The 18,247-nt window shown below is 68.7% G+C and carries 14 protein-coding genes and 1 tRNA gene; 9 read left to right on the top strand and 6 right to left on the bottom strand.

Annotation, left to right across the window (positions count from 1 at the left end; genetic code table 11):
- Positions 1 to 155: 155 nt before the first annotated feature.
- Entirely contained in the window at positions 156 to 446 is a 291-nt protein-coding gene (locus VET27_RS20390; protein WP_526521405.1) for a hypothetical protein, read from the bottom strand.
- Between the two features lie 115 nt (positions 447 to 561).
- Here VET27_RS20390 and VET27_RS20385 point away from each other — a divergent pair, with 115 nt between their 5' ends.
- Genes VET27_RS20385 through VET27_RS20365 form a run of 5 tightly spaced genes read left to right on the top strand, consistent with a single transcriptional unit; the run spans position 562 to position 8,117 of the window.
- Positions 562 to 4,482 carry a Pls/PosA family non-ribosomal peptide synthetase gene (locus VET27_RS20385; RefSeq protein ID WP_526521403.1) on the top strand — a complete coding sequence of 1,307 codons (3,921 nt, stop codon included), beginning with the start codon at positions 562 to 564 and terminating at the stop codon, positions 4,480 to 4,482.
- On the top strand, positions 4,479 to 5,810 hold the full coding sequence (locus VET27_RS20380) for a M1 family metallopeptidase (RefSeq protein WP_526521401.1): 1,332 nt from the start codon (positions 4,479 to 4,481) through the stop codon (positions 5,808 to 5,810). The genes VET27_RS20385 and VET27_RS20380 overlap by 4 nt, the downstream gene beginning before the upstream one ends.
- Positions 5,807 to 7,057, top strand: coding sequence for a hypothetical protein (locus VET27_RS20375; protein WP_526521413.1), 1,251 nt, complete (start codon positions 5,807 to 5,809; stop codon positions 7,055 to 7,057). The genes VET27_RS20380 and VET27_RS20375 overlap by 4 nt, the downstream gene beginning before the upstream one ends.
- A gap of 23 nt (positions 7,058 to 7,080) precedes the next feature.
- On the top strand, positions 7,081 to 7,779 hold the full coding sequence (ppgS, locus tag VET27_RS20370) for a polyprenyl-phospho-N-acetylgalactosaminyl synthase PpgS (protein ID WP_526521399.1): 699 nt from the start codon (positions 7,081 to 7,083) through the stop codon (positions 7,777 to 7,779).
- Entirely contained in the window at positions 7,776 to 8,117 is a 342-nt protein-coding gene (locus VET27_RS20365) for a DUF2304 domain-containing protein (protein ID WP_526521397.1), read from the top strand. Before ppgS ends, VET27_RS20365 begins: the two co-directional genes overlap by 4 nt.
- A 101-nt stretch (positions 8,118 to 8,218) precedes the next feature.
- On the opposite strand, the gene VET27_RS20360 is transcribed toward VET27_RS20365, so the two are convergent.
- The gene (locus VET27_RS20360) at positions 8,219 to 9,151 is read right to left on the bottom strand and encodes an NAD-dependent epimerase/dehydratase family protein (protein ID WP_526521395.1); all 933 of its coding nucleotides are present in this window, start codon (positions 9,149 to 9,151) and stop codon (positions 8,219 to 8,221) included.
- Between the two features lie 110 nt (positions 9,152 to 9,261).
- Between VET27_RS20360 and VET27_RS20355 the strand changes: the two genes are divergently transcribed.
- Together VET27_RS20355 and VET27_RS20350 are read left to right on the top strand one after the other, a co-directional pair.
- The gene (locus VET27_RS20355) at positions 9,262 to 11,001 is read left to right on the top strand and encodes a hypothetical protein (RefSeq protein WP_526521393.1); all 1,740 of its coding nucleotides are present in this window, start codon (positions 9,262 to 9,264) and stop codon (positions 10,999 to 11,001) included.
- A 1-nt stretch (position 11,002) separates the two neighbouring features.
- A complete protein-coding gene (locus VET27_RS20350) occupies positions 11,003 to 11,380 on the top strand; it encodes a carboxymuconolactone decarboxylase family protein (RefSeq protein WP_526521391.1) in 378 nt (125 codons plus the stop codon).
- Positions 11,381 to 11,391: 11 nt separating this feature from the next.
- Here the strand turns inward: VET27_RS20350 and VET27_RS20345 are convergent.
- Together VET27_RS20345 and VET27_RS20340 are read right to left on the bottom strand one after the other, a co-directional pair.
- Positions 11,392 to 11,467: transfer RNA gene (locus VET27_RS20345), tRNA-Thr, on the bottom strand.
- 108 nt (positions 11,468 to 11,575) lie between these two features.
- Positions 11,576 to 12,796, bottom strand: a complete 1,221-nt coding sequence (locus VET27_RS20340; protein ID WP_526521389.1) for a DNA polymerase III subunit delta' — start codon at positions 12,794 to 12,796, stop codon at positions 11,576 to 11,578.
- 94 nt (positions 12,797 to 12,890) lie between these two features.
- Between VET27_RS20340 and VET27_RS20335 the strand changes: the two genes are divergently transcribed.
- Together VET27_RS20335 and VET27_RS20330 are read left to right on the top strand one after the other, a co-directional pair.
- A complete protein-coding gene (locus tag VET27_RS20335; protein WP_526521387.1) occupies positions 12,891 to 14,483 on the top strand; it encodes an adenylate/guanylate cyclase domain-containing protein in 1,593 nt (530 codons plus the stop codon).
- A gap of 9 nt (positions 14,484 to 14,492) precedes the next feature.
- Complete coding sequence (locus VET27_RS20330) at positions 14,493 to 14,696, top strand: hypothetical protein (RefSeq protein WP_526521385.1); 204 nt, start codon at positions 14,493 to 14,495, stop codon at positions 14,694 to 14,696.
- Positions 14,697 to 14,700: 4 nt separating this feature from the next.
- On the opposite strand, the gene topA is transcribed toward VET27_RS20330, so the two are convergent.
- Positions 14,701 to 17,502, bottom strand: a complete 2,802-nt coding sequence (gene topA / locus VET27_RS20325; protein WP_526521383.1) for a type I DNA topoisomerase — start codon at positions 17,500 to 17,502, stop codon at positions 14,701 to 14,703.
- Positions 17,503 to 17,635: 133 nt separating this feature from the next.
- Positions 17,636 to 18,226, bottom strand: a complete 591-nt coding sequence (locus VET27_RS20320; protein ID WP_526521381.1) for a hypothetical protein — start codon at positions 18,224 to 18,226, stop codon at positions 17,636 to 17,638.
- Positions 18,227 to 18,247 lie beyond the last annotated feature (21 nt).

The following is an 18,247-nucleotide window of genomic DNA, read 5'->3' as shown; positions in this document are numbered from 1 at the left end:
GCCGCTGCCGCTCATCCAGATGAGCACGCAGCACCGTGTACCGACCCGAGATCGACTCCGCCACATCCACGCTCGACGACATACCACAACCGTAGAGGCCATGGATGCGAAAACCTAATCTATTGTGTCGCGGATCCTTAGCGTGACGCCATCGGTCACCCCGCGGCCTCGATGTCGGAGATCAGACCGGTCAGCCCGTCGACGGTGCCGACGTAGCGCAGCGTCCCGTCGTCCACGGCAGCCAGATCACGCACCGAGCTGAAGTCCGGTGCCACCGCCACCGTGATGTCGAGGATCACCTCGACGTCACGCCGATCGGATCTGATTCGCGCGCGGCCGCGCTGGGCCCGCTGCAGGTCGGGCTCCGCCAGCCGGACGGTGGTTTCGCCACCAGCCGTCAGCTCACTCCAGTCGTCTTCGGACCCGTCCAGCACGAATAGCCGCACCGTCGCGACGGTAGGCCCGCCGACGCCCCCCTGCGATGGTTGCAATCACACGGAATCCATTGGAATGGCGCGCGGCGGCGATGAGTGAAGGGCACCGGCTTAGTAGTTTGTACACGTGACAACGGACCCTCGGCCGGACATTCCCGCGCAGTACCTGTTGTCGCGGTCGGCACCGGAACCGCGGACGCTGATCGACATCCTGCACGAGACCGCCGAACGTCAGCCCGATGCTCCCGCCCTCGACGACGGCGACGTACAGCTGACCTACGCGGAGCTGATCGCCGACATCGAGGAGAGCGTGGCGTGGCTGGCCGCCCGCGGTATCGGTCGCGGCGACCGCATCGGCATCCGGATGCCGTCGGGCAGCTACGCGCTCTACGTCGCCATCCTTTCGGCACTGGCCGCCGGCGCCGCCTACGTGCCCGTCGACGCCGACGACCCGCAGGAGCGCGCCGATCTGGTGTTCGGCGAGGCCGGGGTGGTGGCGATCATCACCGAACAGGGTCTGGTCCGCGGTCCCGGCTCGTCCCGCGGCTGGCGCGCCGGGGACCCGATGATCCGCGACGACGCCTGGATCATCTTCACGTCCGGCTCCACCGGAACGCCCAAGGGTGTCGCGGTGACACACCGCAACGCCGCCGCATTCGTCGACGCCGAGGCCCGCGTCTTCATGCGAGACAATCCGATCGGGCCAGGTGACCGCGTCCTTGCGGGACTGTCCGTGGCGTTCGACGCATCGTGCGAGGAGATGTGGCTGGCGTGGCGGTACGGCGCGTGCCTGGTGCCCGCCCCGCGCTCGCTGGTGCGCAGTGGCATGGATCTGGGTCCGTGGCTGGTGTCGCGTGACATCACGGTCGTCTCGACGGTGCCGACGCTGGCGGCGCTGTGGCCCGCCGAGGCGCTCGAGGCGGTGCGGCTGCTGATCTTCGGCGGCGAAGCGTGCCCTCCCGAACTCGCCGAGCGGCTCGCCGTCGAGGGCCGCGAGGTATGGAACACCTACGGTCCCACCGAGGCGACCGTGGTCGCGTGCCTGGCCAAACTTCAGGGGAGGGCGCCGGTCAGCATCGGCCTGCCGCTGCCGGGCTGGGACCTCGCCGTCGTCGACAAGGACGGCAATCCGGTGGCGATGGGCGAGATCGGCGAGCTGGTGATCGGTGGCGTCGGCCTGGCCCGCTATCTGGATCCCGAGAAGGACGCCGAGAAGTACGCGCCGATGCCGACCCTGGAGTGGTCGCGCGCCTACCGCAGCGGTGACCTCGTTCGCCTGGAGTCCGACGGCCTCTACTTCCAGGGCCGCGCCGACGACCAGGTGAAGGTCGGCGGCAGGCGCATCGAGCTCGGCGAGGTCGACTCGGCGCTGGTGCACCTGCCCGGCGTCAGCGGCGGCGCAGCGGCCGTGCGGCGGACGGCGAGTGGCACTCCCCTGCTGGTCGGCTACATCGCGAGCGCCGACCCCGACTTCGACGTGGCGGCCGCCCGTGTGGCGCTGGCCGAGTCGTTGCCCGCCGCGCTGGTGCCCAGGCTCGTGCTCCTCGACGAGCTGCCGACCAGAACGTCGGGCAAGGTCGACCGCAACGCGCTTCCCTGGCCGGTCGCCGACGACGCGGGAGACGGCCCCGATCTGGGCGGCACCACCGGCTGGCTGGCCGGCCTCTGGCGGGACGTGCTCGCCGCCCGGGTGGGCGGGCCCGAGGAGGACTTCTTCGCACTCGGCGGCGGCTCGCTGTCCGCGGCGCAGTTGGTGGCTGCGCTTCGGGCGCGCTACCCGGAGGTGACGGTCGCGGATCTGTACGACCATCCCCGGCTGGGTTCGCTCGCGGGATACCTCGACGAACTCGATCCGCCGGCCGCCGTGGAGACCCGGGTCGTCACACCGGTCTCCCGGCTGACGGAGCTGGCGCAGGTCGCGGCGTCCGTGCCACTGGCCACGTTGACGGGCATGCAGTGGGTGGTGTGGCTGGCACTGCTGAACAACGTGGTCGCCGAGGTGAGGCCGTCGTCCTGGGCCGTGCCCGTGAACTGGTGGCTCCTGCTGGCCGGGTTCATCGTCTTCGTCACGCCGCTGGGCCGCATGGCGATCGCGGTGATCGGCGCGCGGATCCTCATCGGCAGCTTGGCACCCGGCACCTACCGCCGCGGCGGGACCGTCCACTTGCGGGTGTGGCTCGCCGAGCGCCTCGGCGAGGCCAGCGGCGCCGAAAACCTAGCGGGCGCACCGTGGTTGGTGTACTACGCCCGCGCGCTCGGCAACCAGGTGGGCAAGGGCGTCGACCTGCACTCGTCCCCGCCCGTCACGGGAATGCTCACGTTGGGCCATCGCTGCTCCATCGAGCCCGAGGTGGACCTCACGGGGCACTGGATCGACGGTGACCTCTTCCACGTCGGCGAGATCACGATCGGCAACGACGCCACCGTCGGCGCCCGGACCACGCTGTTCCCGGGCGCCGTGATCGGTAAGAACGCCGACGTCGCGCCCGGCTCCGGGGTGATCGGCAAGGTCAAGGCCGGTCAGTACTGGAAGGGCTCGCCCGCCGTGAAGTCTGGCAAGGCGCGCCATCCGTGGCCCAGCGAACGGCCGCCCCGCGCCCCCGTCTGGGTGGCGATGTTCGGCGTGACGTCCATCCTGCTCGGCGCCGTACCGCTGCTGGCCCTCGGTGCGGGCCTTGCCGTGGTGGGCTGGGCGATCCGCGACACCGCGTCGCTGACCGACGCAATCCTGCCCGCGCTCGCGTGGACACCCGTCGCCACCCTGGTCGCGCTGGTGGTCTACGCGTGGGCGACGGTGATCGGCGTCCGGGCGATGGCACTGGGCCTGCGCGAGGGCTATCACCCCGTGCGCAGCAGGATCGGCTGGCAGCTGTGGGCCACCGAACGGCTGATGGACGCCGCCCGCAATTACCTGTTCCCGATCTACGCCAGCCTGCTGACGCCGTCGTGGCTGCGGCTGCTCGGCGCGCGGATCGGCCGGGGCACCGAGATCTCGACCGCGCTGCTCACGCCGAAGTTCACCGTCGTCGAGGACGGCGCCTTCCTGGCCGACGACACCATGGTCGCGTCGTACGAACTCGGCGGCGGCTGGATTCACGTCGCGACGGCGACCATCGGCAAACGGGCGTTCCTCGGCAACTCCGGAATCACCCAACCGGGCAGACGGGTGCCCGACGACGGGCTCGTCGCGGTGCTCAGCGCGACACCGCACAAGGCCAAGCCGGGATCGTCGTGGCTGGGCAGCCCGCCGATCCGCCTGCGTCGACAGCCGACGGCCGCCGACGTGCTGCGCACCTTCCACCCGTCACGCAAGCTGAAGATCATGCGCGGCATGGTCGAGACGTGCCGGCTGCTGCCCGTGATCGTCACGTTCGCCATCGGCGTTGCCGTGCTCGGCGGCCTGCAGGCCCTCGCCATCGAATTCGGTTGGCTCTGGACGTCACTCGCGGGCGGACTCGTCCTGCTGGTGGCGGGTGTCACTGCGGGCACCATCGCCGTGATCGCCAAGTGGCTGGTGGTCGGGCGCATCGAAGCCGTCGAGCATCCACTGTGGTCGTCGTTCGTCTGGCGCAACGAGGTGTCCGACACCTTCGTCGAGACCGTGGCCGCACCGTGGTTCGCGCGGGCGGCAAGCGGAACGCTGGTGATGAACCTGTGGCTGCGTGCGCTGGGCGCGTCGATCGGTCGCGGCGTCTGGTGCGAGACGTACTGGCTGCCGGAGGCGGACCTCGTCACCGTCGGCCGGGGTGCGACGGTGAGCCGCGGCTGCGTGGTGCAGACCCATCTCTTCCACGACCGCATCATGCGGCTGGACACCGTCACCCTCGAGGAAGGTGCGACCCTCGGGCCGCACTGTGTGGCGCTGCCCGCCGCCAAGATCGGGGCGGGCGCCACGGTGGGGCCCGCCTCGCTGGTGATGCGGGGCGACGAGGTGCCTGCGTCGTCACGATGGCAGGGCAACCCGATCGCGCCGTGGGGAGTCAAGCGCAAGAAGCGAGGCGGCTCGGCTCCAAAGGCCGGAAAGAACTCTGGAGCAAGCGCCGCGTGACGCGTTTCAAGCGACCGGCGAAGGGCACCCCGCCCGTCATCGACCCCTACCTTCCCGGCAACGGCAACTTCGGCTACCGGGTATCGCGGTACGAGCTCGACATCGAATACAAGGTCAACATCAACCGGCTCGCCGGATCGGCCACCATCACCGCGGTGACGCTCGCGTCGCTGAAGACCTTCAGCCTCGACCTGTCCGACGCGCTCTCCGTGTCGAAGGTCTCGGTCAACGGCCACCGGCCCGCGCACTTCAGTCGCACCCGCGGAAAGCTGAACGTCACGCTGTCCTCGGCCGTGGCCGCCGGTGCCGCGTTGTCGATCACCGTGCGCTACGCGGGCAACCCGAAACCCATCCGATCCCTCTGGGGTGACGTCGGATTCGAGGAGCTGACCTGTGGCGCACTGGTCGCGGGCCAGCCCAACGGTGCCGCGTCCTGGTTCCCGTGTGACGACCATCCGAGCAGCAAGGCGAGCTACCGCGTCGCCATCGCATGCGAGAACCCGTACTACGCGGTGGCCAACGGCAAGCTGGAGTCCCGCCGCACCAGGGCAGCCATGACCACCTGGACCTACGAGCAGCCCGAACCCACCTCGACGTACCTCGTCACACTGCAGATCGGCCAGTACGAGCAACAGCGACTCGCCAAACAACCGGTGCTGATGAATGCCGTTCTGCCGCAACGGTTGCGGCAGAACTTCGAGCACGACTTCGGGCGTCAGCCCCAGATGATGAAACTCTTCGTCAAGTTGTTCGGCGCGTACCCGCTCTCGAACGGCTACACCGTCGTGGTGACCGACGACGATCTCGAGATTCCCCTTGAGGCACAAGGTATCTCGATCTTCGGCGCCAATCACTGCGACGGCTCCCGCAGCGCGGAGAGACTGATCGCGCACGAGCTCGCACACCAGTGGTTCGGCAACTCGGTCACCGCGCGGCGGTGGCGCGACATCTGGCTGCACGAGGGCTTCGCCTGCTATGCCGAGTGGCTGTGGTCCGAGGATTCCGGCGGCCGGACCGCCGACGAGCACGCCCGCTACTACCATCAGCGGCTGCGGAACTCACCGCAGAATCTGCTGCTGTCCGACCCGGGGCCGCGCGACATGTTCGACGACCGGGTCTACAAGCGCGGCGCGCTCACCCTGCACGTGCTGCGCGGCGCGATCGGCGACCAGAACTTCTTCAAGCTGCTGAAGGACTGGACGAAGCGGCATCGGCACGCCACGGCCGTCACCGACGACTTCACCGGGCTCGCCGCCAACTACGCCGACGAATCACTGCGGCCGCTGTGGCAGGCGTGGCTGTACTCGACGGGCGTGCCCGACCTGTGACCGACGGCGCGGCCGTCCCCTCCCAAGGACCCGTCACCAGGAGCAGCGTCATCAGGGTCGGCGCAGCGACCGTCATCAGCGCGCTGTGCGGGTACGCGGTGCTCTATCTCGCCGCGCGTGACCTGGAACCAGCCGGCTTCTCGGTGTTCGCGGTGTTCTGGGGCGCGTTCGGACTGCTCGCGGGAGCGGCCAACGGCCTGTTGCAGGAGTCCACGCGCGAGGTGCGACAGGCCAGGCAGACGCCGCAGTCCGACGGCCCGCACATTCATCCGATGTGGGTGGCCGTCCTGGTCGGCGTCGTCGCCGCGGCGGTCGTCGCGGGGAGTGCGCCGCCGTGGTCCGGTCACGTCTTCGTCGACGCGCGGTGGCTCAGCGTCGCCCTGCTCAGCGTGGGGATCGCCGGATTCTGCATGCACGCGACGCTGCTCGGGGTGCTGGCCGGGGTGAACGGCTGGAGCCAGTACGGATCGCTGATCGTGGGGGACGCGATCGGACGGGTGGCGGTCGCGACTGCGACCTTCCTCGTCGGCTGGGGACTGGTCGGCTACCTGTGGGCCACCGTGGCCGGTTCCATCGCGTGGCTGGTCCTGCTCCTGGCCTCACCGACGACGCGGGCGGCGGCGCGACTGCTCACGCCCGGCACGATGTTCACCTTCCTGCGCGGCGCCTCCCACTCGATCGCGGCAGCGGGGGCCAGCGCAATCCTCATCATGGGCTTTCCCGTGCTGCTCAAGGCGACGTCAGCCGACCTCGGCGCGGCGGGCGGCGTAGTCATCCTCGCCGTCACGCTGACCCGCGCACCGCTGCTGGTGCCGTTGACGGCGATGCAGGGCAATCTCATCGCGCACTTCGTCGACCAGCGCGAGCGGCGCCTGCGGTCTCTGGTGGCGCCAGTGGCGGTGTTGGCGGTTCTCGGCGCCGGGGCGGTCCTCGTCGCCGGACTGCTGGGGCCGTGGCTGCTGCGCACCGCGTTCGGGCCCGACTACGAGGCGGGCGGCGCGCTGCTGGCCTGGTTTACCACCGCGGCCGTCGCGATCGCGCTGCTGACGTTGACCGGCGCCGCGACGGTCGCCGCGGCCATGCACCGGGCCTATGCCGCGGGGTGGATCAGCGCGACGCTGGCGTCGACTCTCCTGCTTCTCCTGCCGTGGGCGTTGGAGACCCGCACCGTCGTGGCACTGCTCTGTGGTCCGCTGGTGGGAATCGCCGTACACGTGGTCGCGCTTGCCAGAGTCCCAGCACCGTGACCGTGTAGTTTTGTCGCATCGACATGCGAGGCAACCGCTACGACGACGTGTGGATCGTGATCCCCGCCTTCAATGAGGCGACCGTCATCTCCGACGTCGTCGCCGACGTTCGTTCCGTCTTCGACAACGTGGTGTGCGTCGACGACGGTAGCCGCGACGACACCGCCGAGCAGGCGTGGCAGGCAGGCGCCCACGTCGTGCGCCACCCCGTCAACCTAGGCCAGGGTGCGGCGATCCAGACTGGTGTCGAGTACGCCCGCAGCCGACCGGGCGCCGCCGTCTTCGCGACGTTCGACGCCGACGGCCAGCATCGCGTCGCGGACGTGATGCGGATGATCGACCGCCTCACCAAGGAAGACCTCGACATCGTGGTGGGCACGCGGTTCGCCGACAGTGCACCGGTCGACATGCCGATGCTGCGGCGGGTGCTGTTCCCGTTGATCGCCAAGCTGAGCCCCACCAGCCGCAAGCTCGGGCTCACCGACGCCCACAACGGGCTGCGGGTGTTCAACCGCACCGTCGCCGACGGGCTGAACCTGACGATGAACGGCATGGCGCACGCCAGCGAGATCGTCTCCGACATCGTCGAGAACGGTTGGCGGGTGGCAGAAGAACCCGTCGAGATCCTCTACACCGATTACTCGATGTCGAAGGGCCAGCCCCTGGTGAACGGCGTCAACATCGTCTTCGACGGGCTGCTGCGAAGGAGGATTCGCCGATGAACTGGATCCAGGTTCTGCTGATCGTGGCCATCGTCACGCTGCTGGTGTACTTGCTGCGGTCCCGGCGCAGCGCGCTGTCCCGGGCGTGGGTGAAGGTGGGCTACGTGGTGTTCGTCCTCCTCGCGATCTATGCGATCGTGCGGCCGGACGACACGACGGTGGTGGCGAACTGGCTGGGCGTCGACCGCGGTACCGACCTGCTTGAGTACGCGCTGATCATCGCGTTCCTCTTTACGACGATCAGCACGTACATGCGCTTCAAGGACCTCGAACTCAAGTACGCGCAGCTGGCGCGGGCGGTCGCCCTCGGGGGTGCGCGGACGCCCGACCCTCACTAACAACCGGCGATTTCGGCGCGCTAACCGTCGCGTGGCGAACTGTAAGCGATGTCCTGAAAGTTCACACGTCGCGTGGCGAACGTTGACGCGCCCAAGTCGCATCAAGTGCGGAAGAAGTCGACCGTTCGCGCGATGCCGTCGACGAGCGGCACCATCGGAGCCCAACCGAGAACGTCCTTGGCCCGACCGTTGTCAAGGCGCGACCGCCGCACATCACCGAGGCGGGGCGGATGGAGCTCCGGCTCGTCGGGCGCACCGGCTGCGGCCGCGATGGCCGTGTGGAGTCGACGCGTGGAGGTCTCCACCCCGGTGCCCGTGTTGAAGCGCTGCCCGCTGCCCGCCTCGCCACCGGCCCTGACGAACGCGTCGACGACATCGTCGACGAACACGTAATCGCGGGTGTCGGACCCGTCACCGAAGATCTTGGTCGGCTTGCCCGACAGCAGGGCCTTGGCGAAGATCGCGACGACGCCGGCCTCACCGTGGGGGTCCTGACGTGGCCCGTAGACGTTCGCGGGTGCGATGTGCGAGCAGTCCAGGTCGTACAGGTTGCGGAACATGTTGAGGTACACCTCGCCGCACACCTTGCTCGCGGCGTAGGGCGACGACGGGTCGACGGGCACGTCCTCGTTGGTCGGGTAGACCGGCGGGACGCCGTAGATGGAACCACCGGAACTGGTGTGAACGATCTTGCGGACCCCCGACTTGCGCGCCGCCTCGGCGAGACGCACCGTGCCGACGACGTTGACGCTGGAGTCGAACTGCGGGTCGGTCACGGAGCGACTCACCGAGATCTGCGCTGCCAGGTGGAAGATCACCTCCGGCCTGGTGTCGGAGATCAGGCCCAGCAGGTCGGCGTCGACGATGTCGGCCCTGGCGAACTGATAGGTGTCGTGCCGTTCCGCGCCGACGATGTTGGCGCTGTTCCCCGAGCTGAGGTCGTCGACGCCGATGACGGTGTGACCGTCCGCCAGCAGTCGATCTACCAGCGTCGATCCGATGAAACCCGCCGCCCCCGTGACCAGTGTCCGCACTGGGTCACCATACCGACGCCCACGACGGTTCCGTAAGGTCTGCAGCAGTGAAACTCCGGTGGCCAGCTCTCCAGCGACCTGGGGACCGTTGGGTCATCCGCACCGCCGCCATGCTGATCTTGCTGCAGCTCGTCGTCCGGGCAGTGCTGGCGTTTCTGGGCTACTTCTACTGGGACGACCTGATCCTGATCGCCCGCGCGGGCACCCACAACCTGCTGTCGCCGGCGTATCTGTTCGCCGATCACGACGGCCACGTCATGCCCGCCGCCTTCCTCGTCGCCGGCGGCATCGCCAAGCTCGCACCGTTCAACTGGATCGGCCCGGCCGTCAGCCTGGTGGTGCTGCAACTCGTCGCATCGCTGGCGATGCTGCGCGCACTGCACGTGATCCTCGGGTGGCGGCCCGTGCTGCTGATTCCCCTGACCTTCGCGCTCCTCACCCCGCTGGGGCTACCCGCCTTCGCCTGGTGGGCGGCGGCCCTGAACGCGCTGCCGGTGATCGCGGCCATGGCATGGGTGTGCGCCGACGCGATTCTGTTGATCCGCACCGGCAATCAGCGCTATGCGCTCACCGGGACGGTGGTGTTCTTCGTCGGGCTGCTGTTCTTCGAGAAGGCCGCGGTCATCCCCTTCGTCGCCTTCGCGGTCACGGCGCTACTCGCCTACGTCCTCGGCGATCGGGCCGCTGTGAAGACCGTGTGGCACGGCGGTTTTCGGTTGTGGACCGCGTCGGGGGCGCTGACGGCCGCGTCGATCGTGCTCTATCTCGTCGTCGTCGACCAGCGGCGCTGGACGCTCGACCTTCCCATGACCGGGGATCTGCTGGTGCGGTCGGTGACACACGGCATCGTGCCCGCTCTAATCGGCGGCCCGTGGGACTGGGAGCGCTGGGCGCCGTCGTCGCCGTGGGCGTTGCCGCAGTGGCCGGTGATGGTGGTGGGCTGGCTGGTTCTGGTGGCGGTGATCGCGGTGTCGGTGGCACGCAAGGAACACGCACGCCTGCTGTGGCTGGTGGCAGCGGGATACGTCGTGGCCTGTCAGCTGCCGATCTACCTCATGCGGTCGTCGCGGTTCACCGCCATCGAGCTGGCTCAGACGCTGCGCTATCTGCCTGACCTGGCCGTGGTGCTGGCGCTGCTGGCGGCCATCGGGTTCTGCGCGCCGAACCGGGTGGCGTCGGCCCGGCTGGACGCCTCGCGCGCCCGGGCCGGCGTCGTCGTCTCGTGCGCGGTGCTCTTCGTGGCCAGCTGTGCCTACTCGACCGCCACGTTCACCACCAGCTGGCGCAACAATCCGACGAGGGCCTACGTCGACAACGCGCTGACGAGCCTCGCCGCGGCGAACTCAGCCACCACCGCGCCCCTGCTCGATCAAGAGGTCGACCCGCTGATCCTGCAACGCTTCGCGTGGCCCGACAACCTCTTCAGCCACGTTTTCGCGTTGGTGCGGGACCGCCCCGAATTCAGTACCAGCACAACGAATCTGCGTACGTTCGACCGCAAGGGTCACCTGGTCGACGCGCAGGTGACCTGGGTGCGGCACACCATGGCCGGACCGAAGCCGCAGTGCGGCTACCTCGTCCAACCCGACGCCCCGGTTCGGATGCCGCTCGACGGCCCGATGCTGCCGACGGAGTGGACGGCCGAGATCAACTACCTGGCCAACAGCGACGGTTCGATGACCTTCGCGCTGTCCAACGGCGACCCGACCAGGGTGCCGGTGCACCCCGGACTCAACCGCGTCTTCGTGCGCCTGTCCGGAGCCGGGGACGCGGTCCTGGCCAGCGCCAATACGTCCGCGCTGTCGGTGTGCCTGGCGTCCGGCCCCGTCGGATACGTGGCACCGCCCTAAGATGGTAAGCATAACTAACTTACGTGACGAGGGTCTGCAGGTCTTCCGCGAGTTGCTGCCGGGCGTCCTTCCCGACGGGGAGGTCGACTTCGGCACCGACGGCTTCGCACCCGAACTGATGGACATCGGCGTCGAGAACGTCTTCGGCAGGCTGTGGACGCGTGACGGCCTCAGCCGCCGCGACCGCAGTCTCGTCACACTGGGGATCCTCATCGCGCTGCGGGCGTCCGACGAACTCGTCGCCCACTTCCGGATCGCCCGCACCAACGGCCTCACCGACGACGAGTTGGCGGAAGTCGTCTACCAGGCCACGGGATACGCCGGCTTCCCCGCGGCCAACACCGCCAAAGCTGCCGCCATGGAGGCGTTCGCGGAGTGAGGGAGGGGAACTGGGGCCGCCTCCGGGAATCGAACCCGGGACCTTCTCATTACGAGTGAGACGCTCTACCGACTGAGCTAAGGCGGCACGCCCGGCCCGATCAGCACTTGCGCGAAGAACCTTCGGTCTGGGGCGGGACGAGTCTACGTGAGCCGGTGCCCGGTACCCAATTCGCTCAGCGTCCGCCGCCGACCGTCAGCCTCGCAGCGCCTGCCCGACGGTGGCCACCAGGGCGTCCACCGCGAACTTCGGCTTGACGTTCGCCGCCAACGCCTCGCGACATCCGAGCACCGCCTCGATGCAGCGGAGCAGCCGATCGGGCGGGACGTGCGCCGCCATCGCCGCCACCTTGTCCGCCATGTCCGGATGGTTGGCTTGAATGGCGCCCGCACCCGACGACACCAGCAGCGCGTCGCGGAAGTACGTCGCCAAGTCGATCAGGGCACGGTCCAACGCATCGCGCGAAGCCCGCGTCTGCCGCGACTTCTGGCGCTTCTCAAGATCTTTCAGCGCTCCGGTCGCACCTCGCAGCGCACCGGCGGCGCCCCTGCCCGTGCCACCCGCACCGAGGGCCGTTCGCAGCTCCTCGGTCTCGGCCTCGTTCCGGTCGCCCGTGAGAGCCTTCGCCTCGTCCTCCGCGGTGGCCACCAACTCTTCGGCGGCCGCGTACGCCCGCGACGGAGTCGCCGCGTCACGGGCCAGCCCCAGCGCACGTTCCCTGCGGTGCCTGGCCTGCTCGTCGGTGGCCAACCGGCGCGCCCGCCCGACGTGGCCGCCGCTCACCGAGGCCGCCCACCTGGCGTCCTTCTCTCCCATGCCGTCGTTGTCGATCAGCACCTTGGCGATCGCGTCGAGCGGCGGCGTCACCAGAGCCACGTGGCGGCAGCGCGACCGCAGCGTGATCGCGATGTCCTCCGGGTCGACCGACGGCGCGCACAGCAGGAACACCGTCGACGCGGGCGGCTCCTCCACCACCTTGAGAAGCGCGTTCGCAGCACCTTCGGTGAGCCGGTCGGCGTCCTCGACGACGACGACCTGCCATCGCCCGGTGCCGGGCCGCCGCGACGCGATCTGGACTATGTCGCGCATCTCCTTGACGCTGATCGAGAGGCCCTCGGGAATGATCCGCCGTACGTCGGCGTGGGTGCCCGCCATGGTGGTGGTGCAGGCACGGCACTCTCCGCACCCGGGCATGCCCTCGGACGTGCACTGCAGGGCCGCCGCGAAGCACACGGCGGCGATGGACCGGCCCGAACCCGGAGGCCCGGTGATCAGCCATGCATGCGTCATCCGGCGGCCCATGGCGCCCGCAGCCAGCGGGTTGTGAGCCGAATCACCGCGGGCTGCCTGCGCCGCAGCCGACAACTCGGCTTCGACGGCGTCCTGCCCCACAAGACGCGAGAAAACACCGCTCATCGAGAGCCAACACTAGTGCTCCACGCCGACACACGGCCGAAGACAGCGTCGAACAGGGCCCGTATCGGCCCCCTGGGACCGATACGGTTGTCCCATGACCGCGCTGGCACCACCGATCGGGCGAATCACCGCATTCGTCCGGTGGGTGGCGCGCACGCCGTGGCCGGTCTTCACCCTCGGCATTCTGCAGGCCGACATCATCGGCGCGCTGTTCGTGCTGGGCTTCCTGCGGTTCGGGTTGCCGTCCGAGGACCGCATCCAGCTCCAAGACCTGCCCGCGTTCAACCTGGCCGTCTTTCTGGGCTACCTGTTCATCTCCTTCACGGTCGCGGCCTGGCTGACGCTGCGACTGCTACTCCCGGTGATCCGCTGGCAGCGCCGCGACAGCCTGCTCGCGGGTAGCGACCCGGCCGTGACGGCACTGGCCCGCGTGCGGGCCCTGAGGATGCCCTACTACCGGTCCGTGATCAGCGTCTCGAACTGGTGCCTGGGTTCCATCGTCTTCATCGCCGCCAGTTGGCCGGTGGCCAGCCGTTCGGCACCCGTCGTCGCGGTCGCTACGGCCCTGGGCGCAACCGCGACCGCGATCATCGGGTACCTGCAGTCCGAGCGTGTGCTGCGGCCCGTCGCCGTCGCCGCGCTGCGGGGTGGTGTCCCGGAGAACTTCCGGGCGCCCGGCGTGATCCAGCGGCAGGTGCTCACCTGGGTGCTGTCCACGGGCGTGCCCATCCTGGCCATCGTGTTGGCCCTGGTGGCCAGCAAGTTCGAGATCCTGACCGCACCCGCAGAGCGGCTCAACACCCCGATCCTGTTGCTGGCCATCGCCGCACTGGTCATCGGACTGGCGGGCACCGTGCTGGTGGCGATGTCGATCGCGGACCCCCTGCGCCAATTGCGCTGGGCCCTGGGCGAAGTGCAGCGCGGCAACTACAACGCCCACATGCAGATCTACGACGCCAGCGAGCTCGGTCTGCTCCAGGCGGGCTTCAACGACATGGTGCGCGATCTGGCCGAACGGCAACGGCTTCGGGACCTGTTCGGCCGTTACGTCGGCGAGGACGTGGCCCGCCGTGCGCTGGAGCGCGGGACGGAACTCGGCGGCCAGGAACGCGACGTGGCCGTGCTGTTCGTCGACCTCGTCGGCTCCACTCAGCTGGCGTCCACCAAGCCGGCGTCCGAGGTCGTCAGCTTGCTCAACGAGTTCTTCCGCGTCATCGTCGACACCGTCGCCCGGCACGGTGGCTTCGTGAACAAGTTCCAAGGCGACGCGGCGCTGGCGATCTTCGGCGCGCCCATCGAGCACCCCGACGCCTCGGGTGCCGCGCTCGCTGCGTCGCGTGAACTGCACGACGACCTCATTGAGGTGTTGGGCCAGACCGACTTCGGCATCGGGGTGTCCGCAGGTCGCGCGATCGCAGGCCATATCGGCGCCCAGGCCCGCTTCGAATACACGGTCATCGGTGACCCCGTCAACGAGGCGGCCAGGCTCACCGAGTTGGCCAAGCTCGAACAGGGTCACGTGCTGGCGTCGGCCATCGCCGTCAGTGGTGCGCTGGATGCGGAGGCACTGTGTTGGGATGTCGGCGAGATCGTCGAACTGCGCGGCCGATCGGCGCCGACCCAACTGGCCCGGCCCGTCAACCTCGTTGAGCCGTCAGAGCTTCCAAGCAACGTCGCCAGCCAATAGGATGCTCTGGTGATCGATCGTAGTGCGTTGGAAGATCGAATCATTAGGTCTTTCAACCGATTTCCCGAACAGCCCGCCACCTCATCACTCAGTGCACTTCGAAAACGGCTCGTCGGAGAGGTGTTCGGTGACGCCGATGACGTGGCGGCGACGCTCGACCCTGCCTTCGAAGTCGTGATCAACACCGCACTGCGGGTGCCACTCGACGCCTAAACCACTAGCTCTTCTTCGCCGCCTTCTTCGCGGGGGCCTTCTTGGCGGCCTTCTTCGCAGGCGCCTTCGCGGGGGCCTTCTTCTTCACCGGGCCCCGCGCGCGACGATCGGCCAGCAGCTCCGAGGCCCGCGAATCGGTGATCGACATGACGTCGTCGCCCTTGCGCAGACTGGCGTTGGTCTCGCCGTCGGTCACGTACGGGCCGAAGCGACCGTCCTTGATCACCATCGGCTTCTCCGACACCGGGTCGTTGCCCAGCTCGCGCAGCGGCGGCGTCGCGGCGCCCTGCCTGCCTCGCCGCTTGGGCTCGGCGTAGATCTTCAGCGCCTCGTCGAGGGTGATGGTGAACATCTGGTCTTCAGTCGCCAACGATCGAGAATCGTTGCCGCGCTTCAGGTACGGGCCGTAGCGACCGTTCTGCGCGGTGATCTCCTCGCCGGCGGGGTCGGTGCCCACGACGCGGGGCAACGAGAGCAGCTTCAACGCGTCCTCGAGCTGCACCGTCTCCAGGTCCATCGACTGCAGCAGCGAACCCGTGCGCGGCTTGGGACCGGTCGGCGGCTTCTTGCCCTGCTTCGCGGGCGCACCGTCGTCGGGCTCCTCGGGTGGCGCGGGCAACACCTCGGTGACGTACGGACCGTACCGGCCGTCCTTGGCGACGACCTCGTGGCCGGTCACCGGGTCCACGCCGAGCGAACGGCCTTCCTGCGGTGTGGAGAACAGCTTTTCGGCGAGCTCGATGGTGAGCTCGTCGGGCGTCAGCTCATCCTTCAGGTTGGCTCGCTGCGGTGTCGGTTCACCGTCGTCGCCGGTGATCATCCGCTCCAGGTACGGGCCGTTGCGACCGACCCGGACGTTGACCGCCCGCCCCTGGTCGTCGTCGAACAGCTTGATGGAGTTGACTTCTCGCGCGTCGATTTCTTCGAGGTTGCCGCCGACGAGCTTCTTGAGCCCCCCGGAGCGGGCGATGGAGCCCTCGACGCCGTGCTCGCCGCCGAAGTAGAAGTTGTTGAGCCAGTTGGTCCTTCGCTCGTTGCCCGAGGCGATCTCGTCGAGTTCGTCCTCCATGGCGGCGGTGAAGTCGTAGTCGACCAGTCGACCGAAGTGCTGCTCGAGCAGACCGGTCACCGCGAACGCCACCCAGGACGGGACCAGCGCGCTGCCCTTCTTGTGGACGTACCCGCGGTCCTGGATGGTCTTGATGATCGACGAGTACGTCGAGGGTCGACCGATGCCGAGCTCTTCGAGGGACTTGATCAGCGACGCTTCGGTGAAGCGGGCCGGCGGGCTGGTGTTGTGCCCGTCGGCGGTCAGATCGGCCGCGTCGACGCGCTGGCCCTGGGTCAGGTTCGGCAGGCGGCTCTCCGCGTCGTCGGCCTCACCGCCGGCCAGTTCGTCGAGGCTCTCGACGTAGGCCTTCAGGAAGCCCGGGAACGTGATGGTGCGGCCGCTGGCGTTGAACACGACCTGCTCGCCCGAACTGGCGGCGCCGGCGATGCGCAGTGACAGCGTCGTGCCGCGAGCGTCGGCCATCTGGGAGGCCACCGTGCGCTGCCAGACCAGCTCGTAGAGCCGGAACTCGTCGTTGTCGAGCCGACTGTGCAGCTGGCCCGGCGTCTGGAACACGTCGCCCGACGGCCTGATGGCCTCGTGGGCCTCCTGCGCGTTCTTGACCTTGCGGGTGTACTGGCGAGCCGTCGGATGGACGTACTCCTCGCCGTAGAGCTGTTTGGCCTGGTTGCGGGCCGCGTTGATCGCCGTCTCCGACAGGGTCGTCGAGTCGGTGCGCATATAGGTGATGTAGCCGTTCTCGTACAGCCGCTGAGCGATGCTCATCGTGCGCTCCGACGAGAACCGCAGCTTGCGACCGGCCTCCTGCTGCAGCGTGGAGGTCATGAACGGCGGATAAGGGCGGCGGGTGTAGGGCTTCTGCTCGACGGACGCCACGCTGAGCTGGGCACCCCGCAGCCCGCTCGCCAGTGCCGACGCCGACGCCTCGTGCAGAACCAGCACCTCGTCGGGCTTGCGGACCGCTCCGAGCGAGTCGAAGTCCCGCCCGCTGGCGACACGCTTGCCGTCGACGGTGTTCAGCTTGGCCGTGAACTTCGGCGGCGACGCCTGCGCGTCCGAGACGCTGGCGTCGACCTCCGCGGTGACGTCCCAGTAGCCGGCACTACGGAACGCCATGCGCTCGCGCTCCCGCTGCACGATGATCCGGGTCGCCACCGACTGGACGCGGCCCGCCGACAGCTTCGGCGCGACCTTCTTCCACAGCACGGGGCTGACCTCGTAGCCGTACAGACGATCCAGGATGCGGCGGGTCTCCTGCGCGTCGACCAGATCGATGTCCAAGTCGCGGGGGTCCTCGGCGGCCGCCCGAATCGCCGCCTCGGTGATCTCGTGGAAGACCATCCGCTTGACGGGGATGCTGGGTTTGAGCGTCTCGAGCAGGTGCCAGGCGATCGCCTCGCCCTCGCGGTCACCGTCCGTCGCCAGATACAGCTCGTCGACGTCCTTGAGTAGGCCCTTGAGCTCGGTGACCGTGCTCTTCTTCTCGGGGCTGATGATGTAGAGCGGTTCGAAGTCGGCGTCGACGTTGACCCCGAGCCGAGCCCAGGGTTCCGACTTGTACTTCGCGGGGACGTCGGCGGCGGCCCGCGGCAGGTCGCGGATGTGTCCTCGCGACGATTCGACGATGTAGCTGGGTCCGAGGTATCCGGCGATTTTGCGCGCCTTGGTGGGCGACTCGACTATGACGAGTCGCCTGATCCTGCCGTTGCCGCTGCCACTGTCCTGGTCAGCCAACTGTGTTTACGCTCCACTTCTACGCTGCCAGTGAACGCGGGACCACTGAATCAGCGGCCCCACCAGCCCACGGCAACTGACAATTTCGCACTCCGGGCGAGCCTACGCAAACTGGCTTCATTCTCCGAGGGCATCAGGTACGGGGCCAATGCTGGAACGCATCGGTGCCGTCCGGAGGTTCCCCCACGTTCTCTACCAGGCGCGATAGCCGCCTACGACCGCTGATCCGCAGTGCCGGGTGCGTCCCGCGAGTGCCGATCAACGTCGGTGCGATTCCCACCCTCATCATCGCCGAGGCGAGTGTGGAATGCGTATCCGGCGCGTGCGGATCCAATCCCAGCAGATAACGGTCGGCCTCCGGGGTGCCGGCGGCCAACGTCCACGCCCGCAGCTCGCGCGGACCGGGCAACCACTGCGGAGGCACAGTCTTGACGGCACCGCGCGTCCAGTTCGCCGCGATCGCCGACAGACGCCGGTCGGGCGCCGTCCGGACCAAGGGGCTGTTCTCGTCGGTGCGCCCGATCTCCGGCTGCAGGCCGGCCTCGGCGATCATCTCGGCCAGCGCCTCCGCACGCCACAGTTGATCGACCACCACCGACAGGCGCGCGGCCCGGTCGTCGCCCTGGCCGACGAGCACGATCTGTCCCGGCGCAGCCAGTATCCCGGTGAGGTCGGCGACCGCAGGCGGCACCGCCTCTGCCGAGAAGAAGGACAGCTGGCTCACGATTCCGACACTAGGCCAGCG

It is taken from the genome of Mycobacterium sp., from assembly GCF_035633495.1.
In the GTDB taxonomy this organism is placed as follows: Bacteria; Actinomycetota; Actinomycetes; order Mycobacteriales; family Mycobacteriaceae; genus Mycobacterium.
This window is presented reverse-complemented; position numbering and strand designations above follow the sequence as displayed.

What these genes read in the sequence shown, in the direction of transcription:
- ppgS (WP_526521399.1), top strand. Translation starts at nt 7,081, where the DNA reads ATGCGAGGCAACCGCTACGACGACGTGTGGATCGTGATCCCCGCCTTC.
- VET27_RS20365 (WP_526521397.1), top strand. Translation starts at nt 7,776, where the DNA reads ATGAACTGGATCCAGGTTCTGCTGATCGTGGCCATCGTCACGCTGCTG.
- VET27_RS20355 (WP_526521393.1), top strand. Translation starts at nt 9,262, where the DNA reads ATGCTGATCTTGCTGCAGCTCGTCGTCCGGGCAGTGCTGGCGTTTCTG.
- VET27_RS20350 (WP_526521391.1), top strand. Translation starts at nt 11,003, where the DNA reads ATGGTAAGCATAACTAACTTACGTGACGAGGGTCTGCAGGTCTTCCGC.
- VET27_RS20340 (WP_526521389.1), bottom strand. Translation starts at nt 12,796, where the DNA reads ATGAGCGGTGTTTTCTCGCGTCTTGTGGGGCAGGACGCCGTCGAAGCC.
- VET27_RS20335 (WP_526521387.1), top strand. Translation starts at nt 12,891, where the DNA reads ATGACCGCGCTGGCACCACCGATCGGGCGAATCACCGCATTCGTCCGG.